The organism is Shewanella sp. 0m-8 (assembly GCF_052977265.1).
On record NZ_JBRIMB010000066.1, the window covers coordinates 1 to 23,802 of the forward strand.

Annotated in this window: 15 protein-coding genes; 11 read left to right on the forward strand and 4 right to left on the reverse strand. The window is 43.1% G+C overall.

Annotated features, from left to right (window positions below):
* The first annotated feature begins 437 nt into the window (after positions 1–437).
* Positions 438–1,715, forward strand: a complete 1,278-nt coding sequence (locus tag ACVBIO_RS20185; RefSeq protein WP_447173293.1) for an RES family NAD+ phosphorylase — start codon at positions 438–440, stop codon at positions 1,713–1,715.
* Positions 1,716–2,332: 617 nt separating this feature from the next.
* Here the strand turns inward: ACVBIO_RS20185 and ACVBIO_RS20190 are convergent.
* From ACVBIO_RS20190 to ACVBIO_RS20200, 3 genes are all read right to left on the reverse strand, one after another.
* Positions 2,333–3,619, reverse strand: a complete 1,287-nt coding sequence (locus ACVBIO_RS20190) for a peptidoglycan DD-metalloendopeptidase family protein (RefSeq protein WP_447161258.1) — start codon at positions 3,617–3,619, stop codon at positions 2,333–2,335.
* A 241-nt stretch (positions 3,620–3,860) separates the two neighbouring features.
* Complete coding sequence (locus ACVBIO_RS20195) at positions 3,861–6,917, reverse strand: AAA family ATPase (protein WP_447173294.1); 3,057 nt, start codon at positions 6,915–6,917, stop codon at positions 3,861–3,863.
* Positions 6,914–8,059: an exonuclease SbcCD subunit D gene (locus tag ACVBIO_RS20200; protein WP_447161256.1), complete on the reverse strand. Its 1,146-nt coding sequence runs from the start codon at positions 8,057–8,059 to the stop codon at positions 6,914–6,916. The genes ACVBIO_RS20195 and ACVBIO_RS20200 overlap by 4 nt, the downstream gene beginning before the upstream one ends.
* Positions 8,060–8,475: 416 nt before the next feature.
* Here ACVBIO_RS20200 and ACVBIO_RS20205 point away from each other — a divergent pair, with 416 nt between their 5' ends.
* Entirely contained in the window at positions 8,476–9,735 is a 1,260-nt protein-coding gene (locus tag ACVBIO_RS20205; protein ID WP_447161255.1) for a valine--pyruvate transaminase, read from the forward strand.
* 91 nt (positions 9,736–9,826) lie between these two features.
* Here the strand turns inward: ACVBIO_RS20205 and ACVBIO_RS20210 are convergent, their stop codons facing one another.
* Positions 9,827–10,381 carry a cytochrome b/b6 domain-containing protein gene (locus ACVBIO_RS20210; RefSeq protein WP_447161254.1) on the reverse strand — a complete coding sequence of 185 codons (555 nt, stop codon included), beginning with the start codon at positions 10,379–10,381 and terminating at the stop codon, positions 9,827–9,829.
* Positions 10,382–10,950: 569 nt separating this feature from the next.
* Here ACVBIO_RS20210 and ACVBIO_RS20215 point away from each other — a divergent pair.
* From ACVBIO_RS20215 to ACVBIO_RS20255, 9 genes are all read left to right on the forward strand, one after another.
* Positions 10,951–15,231 (forward strand): SslE/AcfD family lipoprotein zinc metalloprotease, encoded by a 4,281-nt coding sequence (locus tag ACVBIO_RS20215; RefSeq protein ID WP_447173295.1) that lies wholly within the window; start codon positions 10,951–10,953, stop codon positions 15,229–15,231.
* 603 nt (positions 15,232–15,834) lie between these two features.
* On the forward strand, positions 15,835–17,349 hold the full coding sequence (gene gadC / locus ACVBIO_RS20220; RefSeq protein ID WP_447173296.1) for a putative glutamine/gamma-aminobutyrate antiporter GadC: 1,515 nt from the start codon (positions 15,835–15,837) through the stop codon (positions 17,347–17,349).
* 53 nt (positions 17,350–17,402) lie between these two features.
* Positions 17,403–18,341 (forward strand): glutaminase A, encoded by a 939-nt coding sequence (glsA, locus tag ACVBIO_RS20225; RefSeq protein WP_447161251.1) that lies wholly within the window; start codon positions 17,403–17,405, stop codon positions 18,339–18,341.
* Between the two features lie 367 nt (positions 18,342–18,708).
* Positions 18,709–19,485, forward strand: coding sequence for a nuclear transport factor 2 family protein (locus ACVBIO_RS20230; RefSeq protein ID WP_447173297.1), 777 nt, complete (start codon positions 18,709–18,711; stop codon positions 19,483–19,485).
* 271 nt (positions 19,486–19,756) lie between these two features.
* Positions 19,757–20,911, forward strand: coding sequence for an ergothioneine biosynthesis protein EgtB (gene egtB, locus ACVBIO_RS20235; RefSeq protein ID WP_447173298.1), 1,155 nt, complete (start codon positions 19,757–19,759; stop codon positions 20,909–20,911).
* Entirely contained in the window at positions 20,904–21,869 is a 966-nt protein-coding gene (locus ACVBIO_RS20240; protein WP_447173299.1) for an L-histidine N(alpha)-methyltransferase, read from the forward strand. Before egtB ends, ACVBIO_RS20240 begins: the two co-directional genes overlap by 8 nt.
* The gene (locus tag ACVBIO_RS20245) at positions 21,866–22,573 is read left to right on the forward strand and encodes an aspartate/glutamate racemase family protein (protein ID WP_447173300.1); all 708 of its coding nucleotides are present in this window, start codon (positions 21,866–21,868) and stop codon (positions 22,571–22,573) included. Before ACVBIO_RS20240 ends, ACVBIO_RS20245 begins: the two co-directional genes overlap by 4 nt.
* Positions 22,574–22,629: 56 nt before the next feature.
* Positions 22,630–23,412 carry a nuclear transport factor 2 family protein gene (locus tag ACVBIO_RS20250; RefSeq protein WP_447173301.1) on the forward strand — a complete coding sequence of 261 codons (783 nt, stop codon included), beginning with the start codon at positions 22,630–22,632 and terminating at the stop codon, positions 23,410–23,412.
* 44 nt (positions 23,413–23,456) lie between these two features.
* The gene (locus tag ACVBIO_RS20255; protein ID WP_447173302.1) at positions 23,457–23,729 is read left to right on the forward strand and encodes a hypothetical protein; all 273 of its coding nucleotides are present in this window, start codon (positions 23,457–23,459) and stop codon (positions 23,727–23,729) included.
* The last annotated feature ends 73 nt before the right edge of the window (positions 23,730–23,802 follow it).

The window sequence follows — 23,802 nt, forward strand, 5'->3', positions numbered from 1 at the left end:
CACCGAATGCCATGAATGTTCCTTATTATTTTGCCTATCTCATTATTTCTGTTTATCTTTTTGTGGGGATTCGTCAGGGACAGTCTTACCTTTGCTTAGTGAAACAGCCTATAATCGAGGTAATCCGCTGATTACTAATCTAGACAAATCGCTAGTTCAGAATATCCAACATTGAGCTGGCTGACATAGTTAGCTCAATTCTGTCCCTTTATGATTTTAGCCCTCCAACTCTCTCATATCTTATTGTTCTGAAATTGCCCTACTAAAATTTATTCGATTGAGTTGATGACTTAGCGTTCCGCTTTAAGGCGATATTATACTTCCTAGTTTATTTAACCTATTGATCACTAATTGAAGCGATATGACTAAGAGTGCATTATCTAAGAGTAAACGACGAAAATTTGTCGGCTAATAAGGGTTAGAATTATGAGGAAGCAATGGAGTATATCTGTCAAGACTGTATAGATGTTAAGGCTATACGTGAGGAAGTAGAACGACTTAATAAAGGTAACGGACAATGTTGTTATTGTCTCAATACTGCACTCGTAGCTGATAAAAGTGACATATTTTCATTTATAGAAAACAATTTTTTTGAGTCGCTGATGCCTATCAATGAATGCAGCCAAATGGAACAGGCGTCATTTTGGTATGGGAGTGACGATCTTGGTGTCTCTGAAATATGGGAGCATCTACAGAATCTAGATTTAGGTAATGATCAATTAGAGAACGATTTATCAGATTACTTATCTAAAGGTATCCCCACATCTGAAAACCTCTTTGTGATAGATGATGGAACATTAGAAGAAAATCAATATGAAGCAAAGTGGCAGGGATTTATAAAGTCCATTTCTCATGGGCAACGTTTCTTTAATTCTGACGTTAAATCGTTTTTAGATGATCTTTTCTCAGTGCTCCATTGCGACAATGTAATTAACGACGAAATTTGTAGTTTGCTAGAACCAAATGTGTCACTTTTCAGAGCCCGTGTCGCTAACACCAAAGCAGAGCGTGAAGCAATTATTAGTAACCCTTCTAGTCAACTTGGTCCCGTACCACCTACTTTGGCTAGTGAACAGAGAATGACTCCAACGGGTATTTCAGCTTTATATGCAGCTAAAGAACGTGAAACATGTTTTAGTGAGGTTCGTGCCATTACTGGCGACATGGTTATCTCTGGAGAGTTTGTAGTAAATCGACCTTTAAAGTTATTAGACCTTCGAAAACTAGATCGGTTAAGTCAAACTGGCTTTCATATATTTGAGCCAAGCTTTAGAGAAAAATCGCATAAAAGTCAGTTTCTTAGGCGACTTATGTTTTTGTTATCTAGACCTGCATCAAATCGTAAGAACTCAAGCTACTTAGAAACTCAAGTAGTGTTTGAATACTTTAGGGTAAACTTTGCAAACGATATATCGGGTTTAGTGTTCTCTTCTGTTCAGACAGGTTTAGCTGGTGTTAATGTTGTGCTGTTTCCTGAAATTTCGGGGGTGAATACGTTTCAATATGAGTCTGGTTTAGAACTCAATTTTAGCGAATGGCATCAACCAGAGCTTGGTTATTATTCTTATACAAAACAGGCAGAAAAAATTAACTCAAACCTTGAAACAGGTTCAGCTTTGAATTTTGTCAGTGGTAGTTTGAAGTTACATTATATAAAAGCAGTCAAGACGGTCTCTAAGGAGCTAGATCTGTACATCCCATATCATGAACAATAATTCATACAAACATTTAAGGCTTCAAGATACTTTTTCTAACCCTGATTTTACACGTTAGACTCCATACTCTAACGTGTTTCTGTCCAGAAATAAGTTTGTAACATCTGAAGTAGCCAATTCGGAGAGATGAATGCTGAGATGTGAATACGGCAGTGACCTTCGGCAGCAGGGAAGCTGTCGTAGAGGCTATAGGGACACTTCTTACGAAATCAAAAGCCGCGCCGAGTCACTGAAGTGTTCGCACATTCAGCAACAGGCTATAAATCTAATGAAACAGAAAATCTAGAACAGGCATAACTCTTTCAAAGCACGAATCTCACCACGAAGCGCTTCGCTTTCACGGAGGTCACGGAGAAGATCGTAGAGCAAAAGATTAAAATGTTTGATGACAAGCCTTTTACTGTTTGTTCTAGCTGTTGCTTTTCTTCGTGTAGCGTAGCGCTCCGTGTCCCAATAACATCCGTGTTTAACGGCCAGTTCGCTATCCCTAGCTCTCGCTTATTAGCACATGGCTTCGCCATATTCGCCGTGGTGAATAGCTTTTACCAAAATGGTTTAGCTTATACTTTTAGTTTTAGAAGCTTACTTTACAGGGCTTAATCTGACACGGGTTGAGTTTAAGCAATACCCATCATCATCTTTCTTATATTCACAATCTGGCTAAATTCGCTCATCTCTTTAGAAGACAGTTTGCTTGCCATCGGGATCTTAGCTTTCATTGAGTCCACCGGACGACCATTGATATGAAACTCGTAATGCAAATGCGGGCCGGTTACTCGCCCAGTATTCCCTGATAGTGCGATAACCTGGCCCCGTGACACGCGCTGACCTTTATGCACCAGTGCTTTTGATAAGTGTAAATAGCGGGTACGGTACTTATTGCCGTGGTCTATCACCACGTATTTACCTGCAAATCGATGATCGGTAACCAAAGATACAATGCCATCTCCTGGTGCGACGATTTTAGTCCCTATGGGTAGCGCAAAATCAGTCCCGTTGTGTGGTGAATTTCTGCCCGTGACTGGGTGGTGACGATGAGGGTTGAATCGAGAACTTATACGATAATTTTTAGCCAGAGGAATACGCTGAAATGCACGCGCTAAACTTTGGCCTTGTTCATCATAAAAGTTACCGTCGGTATGCTGATAGGCATTAATACTGCTAGAGCCTCTATCGATGGTCACACCCAAAACATGGCTATTACCCGTCGCTTCTCCGTCGATAAACTGATCGTTCATCAATACTGAGAACTTATCACCAGCGCGAAGATCGCGGGCGAAGTTGAGCTTCTCTTTTAGCAAGGATTCGACACGTTGGATCTCTGCGGCATTGAGTCCCATTTTTTTGGCTGAAACATAAAATGAGCCATGGATCTGGCCTGAGATGGCGCGATCTCGCCAAATACCTTCGATATTAATTTCGTCAACGTTAAATGAACCGTCATCGAAACGGGTAAAAATCACCTGCCTCGCGGCATTAAAATAAAGACTTAGTTTTTGCAGTTCACCGGCGTCATTTAACCAAAACTGAATGTTGTTACCAGGCATTAACGTATCTAACGCCAATACATTTAAGTCCGCTTCTAGTACACGGTACATGGTTTGTTGATCCACGCCGCCCTGCTCAAACAAGCCACTTAGTGTATCGCCTTTAACGATCTCTTTTTGGAATGCCGGTGCTGGTTCTAACAACTCGCTACTAGGCAGAGCCACGTTTTGAGAAAGAATCGACTCGATATCGAGCTGAACCGGAATGCGCTGAGGCAATAGCTCATGATTGCTTGGTATTAATGTGGCAGCGCCAATCACCAATACCGAACCTAAAAGGACTTTCCGATGTAAAACAGATAGCCCCGAGAAACGGTTTTTAGACATATTTGAAAAAGAAAATTTACTTGCGCGCAACCTGTGCCTCAACTTTCATTATTATGATTATCTATTTGCCCCAAAAACCCCTTCAAAACGAGGTTTGATGCCAAGTTATATCAAAAATAATTCAATTTACAAACTGTTCAACCGCACAAATTGATGACTACACCATGATAAGTTACAAACTGAGCGTGGTAACCCTGTTGTATTTGTTCAATAAACATACCGACACAACAGGATTACGCCACTTCGCTCTAGAAGAGCTATAACTTGTGAATTAAGGCAGTACTATGCTCACTTCACTGCCGATAGCAGTCTTGTTGATATCGATACGCGTCGCTATCTGCTCCTTCATCTCAGACACATGAGAGATCACCCCTATCATGCGGCCCGATGATTGCAAATCCATCAAGGTCCGAATAGCAAGATCAAGCGAGTCTTGATCTAAACTACCAAAGCCTTCGTCGATAAATAACGTATCGAGTTTTATGCCACCAGCGTAAGCCTGTACAACATCGGACAGGCCTAGTGCCATAGACAAAGCCGCCATAAAGCTCTCACCACCACTTAAGGTCGCCACAGGGCGAACTTTTGAGGTATAGGCATCTTCGACTTCAAGTTCGAGTCCTGACGCCTTATTGCCCTTGGCGCGATCCTCTTTACGCAGCAATCGATAGCGTCCTTTACTCATCAGCTGTAGACGATGACTCGCCTCAAGCAACACATCATCAAGCAGCACGCTTAGAACGAAACGTTGTAAGCTAATTTTATTGCCCGTTTGACCATTGGCCACTTCGGATAAGGTACCGATCACCGCGTACTCATCTTCAAGCTTCTTAGCTTTGGCATCGGCATCTTTAAGCTGCTTTTGGGTTTGTTTGAGTTGCGTTACCCTACTCTGCACGTTTTGCCAGTTTGCTTCCGCCGCTTGCTGCTCAGCTTGAATGCTAGCCAAACTGGTCTCAACATCTCCAAGCTCTGGTTTAATCTGCTGTGATAACCGGTCACTCAATTGGCTCAGTGTCGTTTGATTAGCTATACAGTCTTGCTGATATGTACTGAGAGTATCGGCTATCTCTTTAAGTGCACCAGGAGATAACAAGGCCTGAATGAGCCCCTGTTGATCACTAAAGCCTGACATCGACAGTTGCTCATTTAACGCAGATAACGCCTTGTCACCTTGCTCCCTTGCCTGAGCCACATTAGTTTGAGCCCCGGCTAAAGCAGCAGTTTGAGCGGCATCATGCTCTAACGCTTGAGTATGAGACTGACGGACTGCATTGATGTTTTGTTGTAGCGTCGTCACCTGCGACTGAACGTGGTCAATCGCCTCATTGAGTGCATCTAAACTGCGATATTGCTCAGGAATGGCAGCGGATGCTTGTTCAAGCTGTCCGTGCAGGCCTGAAACCGAACTCTGTAGTTCAGAAAAGCGGTCTCGCTCAGCATCGAGTTGGGCTTGTAACTCCCTCAGCCTTGTTTGCCAGTCCTGTATTTGTTGTCTCAGTTGAGCTAATTGCTGAGCAGCGCTATTGGCTTGATTTAACTGCTGCTGTAACTGCTGCAAGTGTAACTGCAGCGCTTCGAGTGATTGATTACTGCTTTCACCCATTCTTTGCTGTAATTCAGCTAGCTGCTTCAACTGCTCTTGATGCTTAGTGTTTAAGCCGGAATATTCAGCTCTCGCTTGATTAAGCGCCTCATTTGCCGATTCCTCACGTTGCAGAGCCTGTTGTAGCTCCTCCTCTGTTGGCAATTGCTCTGCACTTTGGGCAGGATGTGGGTGCTCGGCGCTGCCACATACTGGACACGGCTGCCCCGGGGTTAACTGCAAGGCTAAACTTGCTGCTTGGCCGCGGTGCCAAACGAGCTGCAACTGTCGATGCTGAGTTTGCGCTTCGACAAAGTGCGAGCGAAGCTGTCCGCCCTTCTCTTTGGCGAGTGTTAACGCCTGTGCTGTGTTGCCAGCCTCAATGTTAGCCTGTTGCCACTGCAGGTAACGCTCAATCAAGTCACTTTGACTACTTACGGCTTGTTGAACATTCACTTGCTCGCTAGCAGCGAGCTCTAATTGGGGAAGCTGTTGCTCTGCAAGCTGCTTTTGTGCTTCCAGCGCATCTAAAAGGCCCTTCTCTTTAATGCCCTTCTGTTTGGCTTGATCCCGCTCGAGACTTGCTTGATTGAAGCTTTTTTGCAGATGGTCTAGCCCTTGAAGTTGAGGCACCAACTGAGTTAATTTTTGCTGCTCATTCTGAGCTTGCTGCAGCTGATCCTCCAGCTCGGGTAACGCGGCAAATTGGGTGTGACTTAAACTAAGCGCCTGTTCACTTTGCAGCTTGGCAGATTGTGCCTTTGTGACTGCGGCTTGTGCCTGTGTCACCTCGACGTCGCGGGCAAGTGAAACATCTAACACAGGTTTGATTTGCTGTGCTTTTTGGCCGCTCTCAAGCCTTACTTTATCTTGCTCAATAGCGGGCTTTTGTTCATCGAGTAAGGCTGCTGTTTGTTTTAGTTTATCCAGTACATCAAAATCATTAACCAATAATTTAGCCGACTCAAACTGCTTATTGGCGTTAATCAGCGCAAGCTGGCTCTGCTCTTTAAGCACTAATGCTTGAGCAAGCTGTGGCTCGAGTGTCAGCAGTTCATCATTTAGCGCGTCATCGGACTCAAGTTCGATATTGTGCAGCATGCCATCACGTTTGTTACGGTGATCTCGCACTTCAGTTTTAATTGCTGCAGCCTGAAACTTTAATTTGTCTTCAATTTTACGATAAATCTGTGTTTGAAAGAGCTGGCTAAAAATCTTCTCTCTGTCTTTAGAGTCTGCCATTAACAGTTCGCGAAACTTGCCTTGTGGCAACACCATCACCTGACGGAACTGATCGGCATCAAGGCCGGTAAGGCTTTCTATTTCAGCGGTGGCCTCTGAGACTTTACTCGCCACCAGCAAATGTTCACTACCATCGCTATCGATGCGGTACAGCTGAGCTTCTGGCTTTTGCACCGTGTATCCGTCGCCACTCTTTTTAGCCCGTTGCTGCTCTGGCACACGGCGGATGCGGTACTGTTTATCGCCCAAAGCAAAACTAAAGGTGACTTCGGTCAACAGGCTATCTGCTGCTAGGTCACAGCGCATCTGGCTGCCCTCGCGCTCATCGCCTGTGGTCTTGCCATATAGCGCAAAGCAGATTGCATCTAAAAGCGTGGTTTTGCCCGCCCCCGTTGGACCATTGATTAAAAATAACGGGTTAGAACCTAATGCGGAAAAGTCGGTCACTTGAGTCGACGCAAAGGGGCCGAACGCTGACATTTCTAAAGTAAGAGGTCTCATGAGGTACGCTCCATTTTATGTAACTCATCGATTGCACTGGTCATTGCCAGCTTTTGCGCCTCGGTCATTGGTTCACCTGACACTTGAGTAAAAAAGTCGGTAAACATGTCTAATTCGCCCTTCTTAATATGATCTCGGCTTAGCTCAACCTTGCTACTATCGCTCATTAAGCCGGTACGCTCTAGGTGCAGTACATTCGGGTACACACTTCTGAGTTTACCCATGGCATCTAAAATGGCGGTTTTATCACTCAGTCTCACCATCAAGTAATCGTCACGATTCACATCGGTTTTGCCTTGCTCTAATAAGTCTTGCAATAAGCCTTCGATAATTCGCACATCTCGCATGGCCGATAGCGGCAATAACTCAAAGCGAGCTTTGCCATCTGAATCTAATTCAACCAAGGTGACCGATTTGTTTTGATGCTGCTCACTGAATGAGTACTTAAGCATTGAGCCCGAATACCTGACATGTTCAGCACCTTTATATTGCGGCCCATGTAGATGCCCCAGAGCAGTGTAATTAAAGTCATTAAACAGCTTTGGCGAGACTTTATCGGCGCCGCCAATGCTCAGTGGACGTTCAGACTCAGACTCACTGCCACCATCGAGAAAGCAGTGACTAATCACGACTTTGGGCAGTCCTTGGCTATCGTGTTCCTGCACCTGCTCAAGCAGTTTCACCATCGCCTCTTCATGAGTACTCACTTCACACTCAAACACATGACGAACAGTGGCCGGATCGGCATAAGGCAGACCATAAAACATGGCATTTCCCTGCTTACCTTTAAGCTCGATGGGCCTAATTTCTTGAGTTAGCGGGCCGACAATATGCAGGCCGCTATCGTTCATCTGCCTTGAAGCAAAACCCAAGCGTTCGTGACCATCATGGTTACCCGCTATCATAATCAGTGGGATCTCAAGCTCATTCACCAGACGATTCACGACCTCATCCAATAAAGCAACCGCTGCAGCTGGCGGAATAGATCTGTCATAGATATCACCCGCGACAACTACAGCATCAACATCATGGGTTTTAGCGAGTTCGACAATCTGGTTTAAAACAAAGCGCTGATCATCGAGCAAACTCTGGTTATGAAGTTGTCTGCCGATATGCCAGTCAGAAGTATGGATAAATTTCATGCGTTCTCGTTTAAAAATGAGGAGGATATAGGAGAGTGTCTGTGCAGACTTTCCGTTAATTTTCTGTTTAGCTTTCTACTTAGCTTTCTACTTAGTTTTCTACTTAGTTTTCTAAACAGTTTCAGTTTGGCTGTACGTTTTGATAATAGTAAGAAAACTGAACCATTTGCACAATAGCCTATACCTAACAGATAAGGCCTAGATCGCAGCGAATAGTGAAGTTCGGTGTATCAATAACACACCAACCCACAGGGCTCTTGTTTAAATTTAATCGAGCAATTGCACAAATAATTTACGATTTCCTAAGCAAAATATGACCTATGCCAAATTAGTCACTAAAAATTAAAAAAATGAGTGCGTTTTATTCTGAGTATTGTTACTACAGGCATACATAAGCAATAGTGGTACTAGATAGCATGCAGTTTTCAACGTTTGGTGAAAAATTTAATCGATACTCTGGCATAACTCAGTTAATGGATGATCTTAATGAGGGATTACGCACACCCGGCGCAATTATGCTCGGCGGTGGTAATCCGGCTTCTATTCCTGCCATGCAAGATTATTTTCACCAAGCAACGGCCGATATGCTGGCCAATGGCGAGCTGGTCGCGGCATTAGGTAACTACGATGGCCCTCAAGGAAAAGATACCTTCTTAAATGCCTTAGCATCGTTATTGCACGACACCTACGGCTGGGACATCAGCCCAAAGAATATCAGCCTGACCAATGGCAGCCAAAGCGCCTTCTTCTATCTGTTCAATTTGCTGGCAGGTAAGCAAACAGATGGCAGCCATAAGAAAATTTTATTACCACTGGCACCTGAATACATCGGCTACAACGATACCGGCTTAGATGATGATATTTTTGTTTCTTACCGCCCCGAGATTGAGATGCTAGAAAACCGCATGTTTAAGTACCATGTGGACTTTGAGCAGCTAGCCATCGACGACTCTGTCGCTGCGATATGCGTGTCTCGCCCAACGAATCCAACGGGTAACGTACTCACTGATGCTGAAGTAGCAAAGCTCGATGAACTAGCGCGTGCTAACGGGGTGCCGCTTATCATTGATAACGCCTATGGTACGCCTTTCCCTAATATTATTTTCGAAGACGTGACCCCGTTTTGGAACAGCAACACCATATTGTGTATGAGCCTATCTAAGCTTGGTCTACCGGGCGTTCGCTGTGGCATTGTGATAGCGAACGAAGAGATAACCCAAGCACTGTCTAACCTTAATGCCATCATTAGCCTAGCACCAGGTGGATTTGGCCCCGCTATCGCCAAGCATATGATTGAGTCTGGTGATTTGCTGCAGTTGAGCGAAAACGTCATCAAGCCTTTCTATCAACAAAAGTCTGAGTTTGCGGTCGCCTTATTGCAACAATCGATTACCGATAGCCGATTTAAAATTCATAAACCTGAAGGTGCTATGTTCCTCTGGCTCTGGTTTGATAAGTTACCTATCACCACCATGGAGCTGTATAGCCGACTAAAAGCGCGCGGTGTACTCATTGTCCCCGGCGAGTATTTTTTCTTTGGATTAGAGGAAGATTGGGAGCATGCTCATCAGTGCTTACGCATGAACTATGTGCAAGATGAAGCTAAAATGCGGGCTGGCATCGCCATTATTAGCGAAGAAGTAACAAAAGCTTACGCTGAAACCTCTCAAAACTGATCGAAAAAACGAGTCGATGGCATCTACTTATATAAAGCTGTTCATATCACAGCTTTATATAAGGCTTTCATATGACAACTTAAATATTTGACTATTCACGCCACCATTTAAATAGATGCAGTAACGCAAAGGCGCCATGGGCAAAGAAATAAATCTGAATAAATGTCACACAGAGCTTATGAACTGACAGAAGTAATTCGCTTGGACCACTAATATTAACGACTAAAAACCACATTCCACCCGTTGTTAAAGCAAGCAGCAAAGCGAGCAGCCCTAATCCTTCTACGGTTGCAGCTAATCCTGCAGGCTTAGGCTCTGGAAGCCTTCCCTTTAACAAGCACTCAATATCTTCTTTAATCCCTTCGTAACGTCCAAAAAACCACGGATACAGATCGAGTAATTTACGCCGCATAATAACTTTTATGGCAAAAATAATGCTTAAGGGAAACAACACCAATCCGGCATAAATATGAATAAATGCAAGATCTGCAATATTATCCAGTTGGGTGTCACCATGTACATGCATTAGTGAACTAGAAATCAGCTGAAATAACACTCCAATCATGACAGCAAAGTGCAGGTACTTCTCTAGAAAAGGTAGCGACTTAAAAAGCACTTTAATCCCTTGTCTTAATTTCACATTCATTTCTATAAGCCCTCCCTCTAGCAATAGTTATTAATAGATTAGTCATGAAATTCTCAAGCTGTTCGTAAAATTCGACATTTAGCTCATTTGTTTAACTGAATGTCAGTCCACTCCCCCATCGATGCTCACATACAAGTAATATATCGTATTGTTTTATGCTTAATTTCTTAAAACATCTGCCCAAAGCAATGGGTTAGCCTCACAAACAGTAACAAATACGCCATTTAATTTAACTTATAAAATCAGTTAATTGCCACAAAAAACTATAGCTCAGTCTATTTTTTTGAGATAATAAATATTCCCTTACTTATCAATACCTCATCAACAGGCGAATCAACGAATCCATCAACTCCCCCACCAACGAGCTAACTAAATAGCGAATCAAATAACTAATCAAATAGTTAATTTTGATATTTTCCTGTCGCCTTAACCTGTAATCAATGACTCAACTTTTAAAGCCTAATAACCTTCGGGTAACACTCATACTCATCGTAAGGCCTCTTCTGTAAAACCTATTCATGGATAGATTTTACAGAAAGCAACTTTGCTTTTGGTTATGGGAAAATAAAATGAAAAAACTGATACTTGCTGTTGTTGTCAGCAATCTATTGGCAGGCTGTTTCGGCAGCGATAGCTCAAAAGACCCAAGCGTACCGAGTATTCCACCAAGCGATCTGATCCCGGCTAAAAAGACATATCAGGGTAGCTTATTACTCAGTGGCAAACGGTTATCAGGACAGGTAAGCTGTAATGGTCAACCCTTAGGTGACACTGGTATTTTCACATTTACAGATGGTGATAATGTCAGTTGCGCTTATGGCTCGATAGAGCTGCTCAATAAAGACATTCCTTTGCCAGAGGGGTGGAGCCGTGACAGTCATAACGCTATGGCATTAGACATGCAAAATGACTGGACTCATGCAATAAGCATTGCCGATGGCGCAAAGGTCATGACAAAAGTCAGTACCTGCCCCGCTATCACTAATGAGATCTGTTTAGATGAACTAGACAGCTTTGATATCGCTCCCCTTTTTTCAGGTGGCAATAGTACAGAAATTGAAGCGTTTTTAAACCCGCCTGCGGCAGAAGAAACCGATGAAATTGATAAAGCGCCTAGTTCACATGTCGACAACACGTTAACCCCAGAAGTCACTGCAGGCGCCAAACCAGATATCAATGCGGGTTTTGTGTCAGCGGCCGCTGAAGATGCCTACAGCTACAAGCCAAGTGAAGAAGGGCGCATTCTCACAGAAAGTGTGCTGTCTGATAAACAGGGAACGCCTCTTGCTGGAGTCAATTACTACAGCAAATCATCGCGCGGGATCACCGACTCAAGCGGAGTCATGTCTTACCTTTGGGGCGAGACAATTACCCTAGGTTTAGATACCTTCACTTTCGGTTCCGTAAAAGGTAATCAAATTGAATATCAGCTGACTGATGTGTCTAATAGTGAAATCGTTAAACAAAATATTGATACATTAATAGCCCGTTATGCCACCGATAACGGTGACAGCGTTTCTTTTGGTGAGCATGTGCACCAAGTGTTTGCACAATACCCTAACGCCATTAATGAAATCATTAAACTCAATCTACCTAACGGCGCGCAAATCGAGGATACTCAGTATCGCGTGCCTAACGAATTTAACGCGCAGTTTGAAACTGGATTAGCACAAATCATTGATGCAGAGCTAAATCAGGCGCGAGCGTTAAACCATCTTGCTACGCCAGTTTTACGCAATAGCCAGTATGTGACTAAGACCTTGCAGCAACTCTATACTGACGTTGACCAGTTCCATGTTTTTCATGACAACTCGTCTTTTTATGGTGAGGTGGGTTATGCACGCTTTATGCGTTCAATGAACACATCAAATACTGCGTTTCCGGTACTGATGCCTCGCAACGATGTTAACTACTGGCTGCCATTTGGGTCAGAGCAAGCTTATCAACGTAACGATGGCTTCCCTTATGTGACTGACGCTAAAATTATTGATGCGAGCTCTGATGTGCTCCTCAAGCGACCTGAAATCGTAGGTGAAGACACCGCAACCTATAACTTGCCCGTTGTCACCGCTGGTGAAATTGGCCAAGGTAATGTCGTGTTTATGGGCAACAGCATGTACCCAAACATTTTAAGTCATCCGTCAAACTATTGGGCCGGTGGTGAAGAGGCGGGTAAAGACAACGGCAGCATGCCGCTATTTTTTAAAAACATGTTCACTTGGTTTGCCCCTCAATATCAACATGGCAATACTTCAGTTAATGTCGGTTCAAACATTAATAAGGTTTGGAAATCGAACATTAACTCTAACCAAACGTATGATTTCTTTATCGACGATTCATACAAATTAAATGTTGAGTCACTCGCTTCAGGCAGTTATGACGGACTTGAGCCACAGACTACGCCAATCTTAATTTTACAAGCCTATGAAACCGGCCTATTTGGTGATGGCATGAGCGTAAAAGTACTTGCCGACATCACTAAGCCATTACTTTCTGCGACAGATATTACGGCGTTGATTAAGTACATCAACGCAGGCGGAAATGTATTGTTCATGGACGGGATTGAGCAATTAAATCCTGAGCCCATTGCGCGCCTAGCTGATACTGCAGGGATCTCTTTAGGTGGCGCAAACCTTGCGCGCACAAGGCAAGGTTACTGCGGTGAAAGCTATTACTGTCAAGCCCCAAGCCCTAACCCACGTGCGAGCTTACAAGACACACTAGTCACTTATGAAAAGTTTGATGACATGTCAAAGTTTGTTGTTAACGCTGACGGTACGGTGACTTTTCCATCGCCTATCGATAAACCTCAGTTCGGCATTGCTCAATACAAAACCCAGGATGTTAATGGAGAAGAGCGCAATAACTTCGCATTTTTCAGCGTTAAAACTGAAGAGCAACGTTTGGCTGCCGTGGCGACAATCCAAACCGCTTTCCCAAAAGTCAAAGAGTGCACTGATGCGAGTTATGACTATGAAATAGGCTGTATCGAAACCCGTCAAGGGCATGGCTATACCACAGGAGGCACGTATTTCAGACCACGATTTACCCGTTATGAGATTAGCCCCGATGTGGTAAATACTATGGTTAAAGCCGCTAACCTTGGGGCTAACGTTGAAAAACTCTATCAACACGAAATTTACTACCGCAGTAAAGGCAGTCAAGGTACCCGTCTATCATTAAATGAGTTGAATCAAACATATGACAACTTATCCGTCTGGCTGTGGAATGACGAGCAATACTCCTATAACGCTGAAGTGCAAGATGAGCTAGGTTTTAAGAAGGCGACTGAATTCTTAAACTGTTACACCTCAAACCAGCATCAGCCTGATAATGCCTGTGCCACTGAAACCGAGGCTAAACTAAAAAGCTACCACATGCTAACGGATAGTGGTGAGCTAAACCCAAGCTACCCATTAAACTATCAAGAAAAACCACTCACCAGGATCATGCTTGGCCGTTCATATTGGGACAATGAGATAAGTGTTGATACGTCTATTTACCCTGGAAATACCAGCGCTAGTGGCGGCAATGCTAGCGTACACATTGAAACGTTCAATAATGCTGTCGTAGGTACGGCAAATAACATGCAATCCACCGGGTTATGGGCCGTTAAGCGAGGCGTTGTGACCGTCAGTGGTAATCATGGCGCAACGATTACAGTGGCTCTTGTGGATGATGTCACGGGTAAGCATGAACATGAACTGGCATTAAAGCGCCCTTCTCGAGTGCAAAAGTCTTGGTCCCATACAGCAGGTGCAACAACTGAAATTATTGCCCCTTATGGCGGACTCATCTATATAAAGCCTGCATCGACACAAACTCACAATCAAGTTGAGTTTAGCTTTACAGGCGTATTAGAAGCATCTCTTTGGAAAAATGGTCTATGGCAAAATCCAATAAACCTTGATGTGCCACTTGCAGAAATCAATAGCGGCCACTTTGTTTACACAACCCCGGTTAATAATGTTACTGACACTAATATTCAAGCATTTGCCGATGGTATGAATGATTTTGCTGAAAAAGCCAGTGATTTCCACGCGCGAAATAACACCCTGGGCAATATGCGCTTTACCGGGGAGTTATTGCCTGAGCACTCTCATCGCTTTGTTAATGATGTGCAAATATCAATTGGTGCTGCGCACTCTGGATACCCAGTAATGAGCACCAGCTACAATCGAGATGCCAATACCATCCCGACCCAACCTGAAAATGACTGGTTATTGTGGCATGAAGTCGGCCATAACTTGGCTGCTGCGCCGTTTAATGTCAAAGGTGCAACTGAAGTTGCCAACAACTTGCTCGCTCTGTACATGCAAAATCATCGAGATAACGGTAACGGAGAAATGGATCGGGTAAAGACTGATATTCAAAAAGCACCTATGCTGATCAGCCGAGATCACGGCCATGTATGGAGCCATGGTAATGCAGGTTCACGCCTAGTGATGTTTGCACAATTAAAAGTATGGGCTGAAACTCACTTTAACATTGCAGATCATTTTGATGGCCAAACAGTGCCATCTTACTATGGCCAAGATGAAGGCTGGAACATGATAATTATGATGCACCGTGAAGCTAGAAACAGTGACAACCAATCGTGTTCGTCGCAAAACTCTAATCGCTTAAATGAGGGTGATTTACTGATGGCTTGTGCCTCAGAGGTGTCGGGATATGACCTCTCAAGCTTCTTTGAAGCATGGAACCCAAGTGAGGTGTCGGTCGTCACTGCAGATGGAAGCCGAGATTATCAAGGTGGTATTACTGCAAAAGGCCTTAATTATGTGCAGTCTTTAGCGCTACCAGTCCCAGAGCAAAAACCTGAAGCCATTGATAGCATTCACTTGCATTGACCATATTCATTTTCATTGACCATATTCATTTTCATTGATCTGATTAGTCATTAATTTAAAGCCCCTTATACAACTAAGGGGCTTTTTTAAAACCTCCGCACAATACTCTGTCAATACGCGTCAGCTTACAAATAGTCAATGCTGTTACCCCATCTATTTGTTTAGATAACTTTAAGCCTAACGCGCTGCAGACAAGTTCACGTCGAAAAGAAAGTGAGATATTCGTTTTAATTAAACCACTTTCGTGATGCAGATCACCCTTTCAAATACTGATTTAACTAACAATTGTATTAACTCATTGCACTGTATTCGAAATGCAATAGAACAATGAAAAGATAAGGGGTCGTTTAAGGCACATCATTGGCCTTTAACTTTTATCGGACTTTACACGGATGAACGTAATGACTTAGAGCAAAAAAGTAATTTTCAATTCATGTGCTATTTTTTACATAGTGGTTTTTTTGTTTAAAAAACTGTAAGCCTAAAGCAAACAAAACCACTGCATAACAAATACCTTAATCACTGACTGGCTAAGTATCGTTTGTTAGCTCTACTAGAGAACAAACAACTTAGAACGATTTAATACATATTTGAGAGAAAAATATGAAACAAACAGAAAAAAAAGGGATCAGTATATTTGCCTTAGCGATGCTTAACATTGTTGCTGTGGTGAGTTTACGAGGGTTACCCGCAGAAGCTGAATATGGGTTGAGTTCAATATTTTATTATATTTTTGCCGCTATTGTTTTTTTAGTGCCTGTTTCTTTAGTCGCTGCCGAGCTAGCAACGGGTTGGTCGGAAAAAGGAGGGATATTCCGCTGGGTAGGTGAGGCATTTGGCCCCAAACTTGCCCTAATTGCCATTTTCATGCTTTGGATTGAGGTAACAGTTTGGTTCCCAACCGCGTTAACTTTTGGTTCGGTATCTCTTGCGTTTATGGGCCCAGACCAAACATGGGATCAATCCTTATCCGAAAATAAATTCTTTGTTCTTGGTATTGTGCTTGCCATTTATTGGCTAGCAACATTTGTCGCCCTACGTGGCACAGAAGCCTTCTCAAAACTTGCTAAATGGGGTGGTTTAGTCGGTACTGTTATTCCAGGTATTATCCTTATCGTATTAGGTTTTTCATATCTTTTTGCAGGTAATACGCCACAAATCGAATTAGCTTGGAAAGATGTTATTCCCGATTTTTCTAACTTTAATAACGTTGTTCTTGCAGCCAGTATTTTCCTCTTCTATGCCGGTATGGAAATGAACGCTATCCACGTTAAAGAAGTTGATAATGCTCCTCGAAATTACCCTATTGCCATTGGTATTGCGGCATTAGGTACAGTGTTAGTTTTCGTCTTAGGTACGTTGGCAATTGCTTTTGTTATTCCTCAGTCAGAGATTAACTTAACCCAGAGTTTATTAGTGGCCTATCACGACATGTTTGTTTGGGCTGGAATTGGCTGGGCTGCACCTGTGATGGCCGCCTGTTTAGCGCTTGGCGTATTAGCAGGGGTTGTTGGCTGGGTTGCAGGCCCATCTTCGGCATTGCTTGTGGTCGCAAAAGGCGGTTACCTTCCTCGCTTTTGGCAGCAAACCAATAAGCATGGCATGGCTACGCACATCATGATGGCGCAGGCGCTGCTGGTTACATTAATTTCAACGGTTTTTGTAGTCTTACCTTCAGTGCAAGCGGCTTACCAAATCTTAAGCCAGTTAACGATTGTGCTCTATCTCATCATGTACTTAATGATGTTTGCCGCAGCCATTTACTTACGCTACAGCCAGCCTAATCGTCCTCGCCCTTATAAGATTCCAGGTGGCAGTGCCGGTATGTGGTTGATTGCAGGTTTAGGCTTTATTGGCTCATTAACCGCTTTCCTGTTCTCATTCATTCCACCATCACAAATCGCAGTCGGAAGTCCCGAAACCTTTGTCGCTATTTTGGTGATACTCACTATCGTCTTTGTCTCAATCCCCTTGTTTATTTATAAAGCACGTAAACCACATTGGCGCGATCCTGAAGTCACGGACTTTGCACCTTTCACTTGGGAAATTGAAGATAAGCATCCTGGTGTGATTAATACATCCGATAAAGTGACTCACACGTTACATCAGCCTAACTAACTCGTTTGCAAGCAGTCGAATTCGAGTAGTTAAAGATAAACATTCGAGGATAAATGATGGTCTTATTAGCCGATGTTATGCAGCAAGCATACGACAAGTACAAAGACAAACATGGCGGAAAAAATGCGTCTTATATTCCGTACTTAGCACAAGTGCCTTCAGAGTTAACCGGAATCGCTTTTGTGTCTGTTAACGGTGAAATCACCTCCTTTGGTGACAGTGACTATCACTTTGCGATTGAATCAATCTCAAAAGTGATTACCTTAGCCTTAGCATTAGAAGAATCCGGCAGTGAAGCAGTCCATAGCAAAATTGGCGCAGATCCAACAGGACTACCTTTCAACTCTGTTCTTGCACTAGAGATGCATAATGGCAAGCCGCTCACGCCTCTAGTGAATGCTGGAGCGATTGCAACGGTGAGTTTAATCAAGGCGGATGACAAAGAGCAACGCTGGCAAAAAATTCTCGACTGTCAGTCACGCTTCACTAACAGTGCGACTCAATTATCCGATGAGGTTAATCAATCAGAGCAAACAACGAATACTCACAATCAAGCTATCTCTTTACTATTAAAGTCAGCTGGCAATATGTATAGCGATCCCCTTGAGGCTTGTGATGTTTACACGCGTCAATGCTCAACGTTAATTAACTGCATAGAGCTTGCAACAATGGGAGCCACGCTTGCTAATAGTGGATTTAATCCATGTAGCAAACAAACCGTTATCCACTCAAAAAACGTGTCGCATATTCTTGCCGATATGATGATGGAGGGGCTATATGAGCGCTCAGGAGACTGGGCTTATGATGTGGGAGTACCGGGTAAAAGCGGCGTGGGCGGCGGTCTTGTTGCTGTTATCCCTAATGTTGGTGCACTTGCCAGCTTCTCGCCTCCTTTAGATCCTGCCGGAAACAGTGTCAAAGGACAGCTGATGATAAAACATATCTGCCGTTTAATGGGCTGGAATATGTTTCACACTCAGATTGAGCAGTAATTAGTTCAAAACACCGTATTAAACCATCCCCAAAAAAGACTCAGAGAGTGCTCAACCGGCACTCTCTGACGCTCTTAAAATTCATCGTTCCCTCAGTCACAAAAGCTAAGCTAGCAGTAAGCCTTTTGGCATTGATTAGCTATACAACTGACTAGACTTACAATTCCATCACAGTGAACACACCATTTAAATTAGCTTACAAAATCAACCCTCGCCTAGGCTGGGGTTGGGGCGTAAACAAAACAAAAAACAACAGGCAAAAATTAACAATAAAATACTCAGCAAGCAGTAAACCTACAGACTAATATCATTTACAAGCCGCGAATTAATAGACAATTTTACTGCCGCCAATTGCCGAGGAGACATCATGCCCTTATCGAACAAAGAAAAGGCCATCGCCCTGTTAAACAGTATTCAAAGTGGCAGTAACGCGCCAATTGCCTACATCAATCCGAATAAATACATCCAACATAATCTAGATATTGCTGATGGATTAGCTGGATTTGGTGCCGTCATGAAAAATGCACCCGCTGGCGGATTTAAAGTTAAGGTTGTGCGCGCCTTTGAAGATGGTGATTACGTATTTACCCATAGCGACTACGATTTTTTTGGTGAAAAAATTGGCATTGATATCTTTAGATTTGAAGATGGGCTTATTGTTGAACACTGGGATAATTTAATCGCAAAAAGTCCACAGCCCAACCCAAGTGGCCATACTCAAATCGATGGTCAAACGACGCTAACCGATCTTGATAAGACCGATGCGAATAAAGCCACTGCCAAGGGGTTCATCACCACCGTATTAGTGGGACAACAATTTGACCAGGCACCAAACTTTGTTGACGCCAATAATTACACCCAGCACCACCCCGACATTGCAGATAACCTTTCAGGGCTCGCTATGGCGCTGCAGCATATGGGCGAGAATGGGATCCACATGCTCTATGATGTTAATCATATTACCTTAGGTGAAGGCAACTTTACTTTAGCTGTGAGTGAAGGCAATTTTGCCGGTAACCCTACCGCCTACTTTGATCTGTTGCGATTAGACAATGGCAAAATTGTAGAGCATTGGGGGGTCATGTCGACTATCCCTGATAAATCTGAATGGAAAAATGATAATGGAAAATTTGGGTTTAAATAATCAAATTGACTTCATATCAAACCGTTTATGGCTGGGCATTCATTGGCTAATAAAACGCTAAGCTGCGCTTTATATAGCAATGGATGCCCTGCGACTAACTAACACAAACAAGGTGAGTTAAAGATTTAGCTCCGACCAAAATCTGACAAACATAGCGCTGAACACTAAGGTATAAAGTGCGAATAATATTTTTGAGAATAAGTATGTTACTGACTAAATAAAACATGTTAAGCATGTGATTTATAGCCATCAAAGGGAAGTGTATATCCTTATGTTATTAAAGCATTATTTATCAACTCGCCAGTACACAGAAACACTATGCGCCCCATTGGAAATTGAAGATTATGTTCCACAAGCTATTGAATATACTAGCCCGCCTAAATGGCACCTAGCCCATACAACGTGGTTTTTTGAGCGCTTAATTCTTAAGGCCTACGCTGATAATTACTGCGAATTCAATGCCGATTTTGATTTTCTATTCAACAGCTATTATCAAACGCTGGGCGAGCGCGCCATACGTTCACAGCGTGGCTTATTTACCCGCCCAACCGTTAAACAAGTCTATCTATATCGACAATATGTTGATGAGCAGATGCGTCTGTTATTGAGCTGCCCCCTCTCAGATGAGCTCTATGATCTTGTCACATTAGGCATCAATCATGAACAGCAACACCAAGAGTTATTAATAACTGATTTAAAATATATGCTGGCATTAAATCCACTCTATCCGGAGTATTCACCCGAGTTTACCCTCGTTACAGATACGAACCAACGAGATGGCTGGACTCGAATCAAAGAAGGAATGTATGACATTGGCCATCAGCAACAATCTTTTTGCTATGACAATGAACTAGGGCTGCACAAGGTTTGGCTATCGAAGTTTCAAATCGCAAATGCATTGGTGACTAATGGCGAATATATCGCATTTATTGAAGATGGCGGCTATACCCAGTTTAGCTATTGGTTAGATGAAGGCTGGGAATGGCTCAAATCAGAACAGATTAGCGCTCCTCTTTATTGGAAAAAAATCAACGACCAATGGCATTACTACACCCTAGCAGGACTTAAGTTACTCGACCCCAATGCGATTCTTGCTCATATCTCCTTTTATGAGGCCAATGCTTTTGCCTGCTGGAAGAAGATGCGTTTACCTACAGAGTTTGAATGGGAAGCGGCATCACAACACCTTGATTGGGGCAAACGCTGGGAGTGGACATCCTCCGCCTACCAAGCTTATCCAGGATTTCAAATAAGTGCTGGCGCTGTCGGTGAATACAACGGCAAATTCATGGTAAACCAAATGGTACTTCGCGGCGCGTCTGTTGCTACCGCTAAGAGTCACCAACGTTACACTTACCGCAATTTTTTTCATCCGCATTTGCAGTGGCAATTGTCAGGAATACGCTTGGTAAAAGATCATGATTAAACAATTTATTGATGACGTAAATAACGGCCTAAGTCAGTCACAAAAACAGCTACCCTCTAAATATTTCTATGACAAAAAAGGCGATGAGCTGTTTGTTAAAATTATGAGTTTAAAAGAGTACTATCTGACAAGATCTGAAATGGAGATCTTTAGCGAACAGGTGCACAGCATTATCGCTGCCCTAAAGCTTGAACAATCGAGCTACTTTGAACTTATCGAGCTTGGCGCTGGCGATGGCACTAAAACCCGGAAATTACTGCAAGCGTTATCCGATGAAGGTTACCAATATGATTATATGCCCATTGATATCTCTAAAAATGCATTAGATAAGCTTGAGCACTCACTCGCTAAGGAGTTGCCCAATGTCTGTGTTAAACAACAACATGGGGATTACTTTTCAATTCTAGAGTCATTAAGAAATAGCCATCATCCCAAGGTATTGCTGTTTTTAGGCTCCAATCTTGGCAACATGCCTGACAATACTGCGACAGAGTTTATCTATAATCTGGGTAAAAGCCTCTGTGATGGTGATAAATTACTGATTGGCCTAGATATGGTTAAGTCCGCAGATATTGTGCTACCCGCTTATAATGACCAACAAGGAGTCACCCGAGATTTTAATCTCAATCTACTTCAGCGGATCAATACCGAACTCGATGCTGACTTTAATCTTGAATTATTCGACCATAGCCCTGAATACACTGAGCAAGAAGGAATAGCAAAGAGCTACCTTAAGAGTTTATGCGATCAGAGCGTCAGCATTAAGGCCACAGGAAAGGTTTATCAATTCAGTACAGGCGAAAAAATTCATACCGAAATATCCCGTAAATACAGTGATGCGATTTTTGACCGCATTTTGTCTCCGACCGATTTCGTCATTACCAGCAAGTTCACTGACAGTCAGCAGTACTTTGCCGATTATATTTTAACTCGCGTATGTACTAAACCCAATAAATGAATATCGCAAAGCAACAGTCAAGTGCGAACAATCTCCAAGAATTGGGGTTATTGGGGCTGGGGAGTCGAACAACCCAGTTCTATTTCGAGCAATTAAATCGCCAATATCATGCTCACTTCTCTAAAGATAGCACCTGCCCTTTACTGCTGTTAAATACCAACTTTGACGAATTTAATCCCTACTTACCCGATCAACATAGCAAACTACAACCTGCCTTAATTCGCTATTTAGAACGATTGCAGCGTATTAATGTACAACGCGTCATTATTCCCAATATTACCTTGCACGAGTGTGTCGACTACATCCAATTAGATGATGGGAAGTACCCAGAGATTATTAATCCGATAGCGGCAACCATTGAGCGGCTAAAAGAGGATAAACAATGGCAAGTCGTGCTTATAGGCTCCTTTTACAGTATGAATTCCAGCAAACTTTTCAAGCAATTTAATGATGCTGGGATTGCTGTGACAGTGCCTAGCGAGCAAATAATGCGGAGGATTGATGCTATTCGTAAACGTGTATATCGCTATTGTGAACATGAGCAAGACAGTGATGAGCTATTAACCTTAATCGCAAGCTATCAAGCTCACAGCGCCGTTGTAATTGCGTGCACTGAACTATCTATTGTCTCCCAAGCTAAATCGGCGTCGATTTACGATATGGTGACGATTCAATTGCACGAGGCCATCAAGCCACTTTTATAGCTCAAGCTTATGCAGACTGACGACACTAAGGAGTTCACCACTATGAGTATAAAACTATGAGTATGAAACTAGAAAACGCCAAAAACCTTTACCTTAAGGGGATTAGAGATGGCCACCCTAGAGAAGCCGTCACAGCTTATACCGGAGATCGCTATACTCAACACAGCACAGGGGTTGGTGATGGCATTGAGGGATTTGTTGCCTTCTTTGAGCCTTTTATTAAGCGCTGCCCTGTAAGAGATATCCAAGTTATTCGCGCTATTGTCGACGGCCAATATGTTTTTTGCCATGTTTACCAAAGCCTCAACAATGGTGAAGCAAAATGGGTCACAGCCGATCTATTTGATACCGACAGTAATGACAAGATTATTGAGCATTGGGATGTGATACAAGAATATGCAGAACATACCGTATCAGGGCGCAGTATGATAGATGGCCCCACGACAGTTGAAGACTTGCAGAAAACCGATGCAAACAAAGCTCTGGTCAGTCAGTTTTGTCAGGAGATTTTAATCGATGGCAAAGTCGATACCATCGACCAGTTTATTTCAGAACAAGACTTCCACCAACACACCCCCTATATTGCCGATAATTTACTCGGATTGGATAAACATTTAAAACTATTGGCTGAGCAAGGGGTCAGCGAAACATATCATAAAATCCACCGTATCATCGGACAGGGAAACTTTGTAGTGGCCTTTAGCCACGTAATAAAAAATGACGCTGATTGGTGCGTATTTGATCTGTTTCGAGTCAAACATGGGAAAATCGTCGAGCATTGGGATATCCAGGAAAAGATTTTACCCAAAGCGCAATGGGGTAATAGCGGTAAATTCTAAGCTTACCTCCCCGCTTATTAGGGAGTAAGTAACTAGGTGGTAGCATGGCTATTAACATTCAAGAGATCCAAGCTAAATCAATCGTATGTGCCACTAAAGTGCCGAGTGCAGATTATGTTATAAACCCTTACACTGGCTGCCAATTTGCCTGTATGTATTGTTTTGCCAGCTTTATGGGACGATTTATTGGGGAAAAGATTAACAACTGGGGCAACTATGTCTATGTAAAAACCAATGCAGTTGAATTGATGCAAAAGGAAATATTGCGCCTATTAAAAAAATCCCCACATCCAAGGATCTCAATCAGTACTGTGTAACCGTCCGGCCAAATACATCTTCAGCTTACCGCTTTGAAGCTCTATCTTAACTCCTGACTATTACATCAGGAGT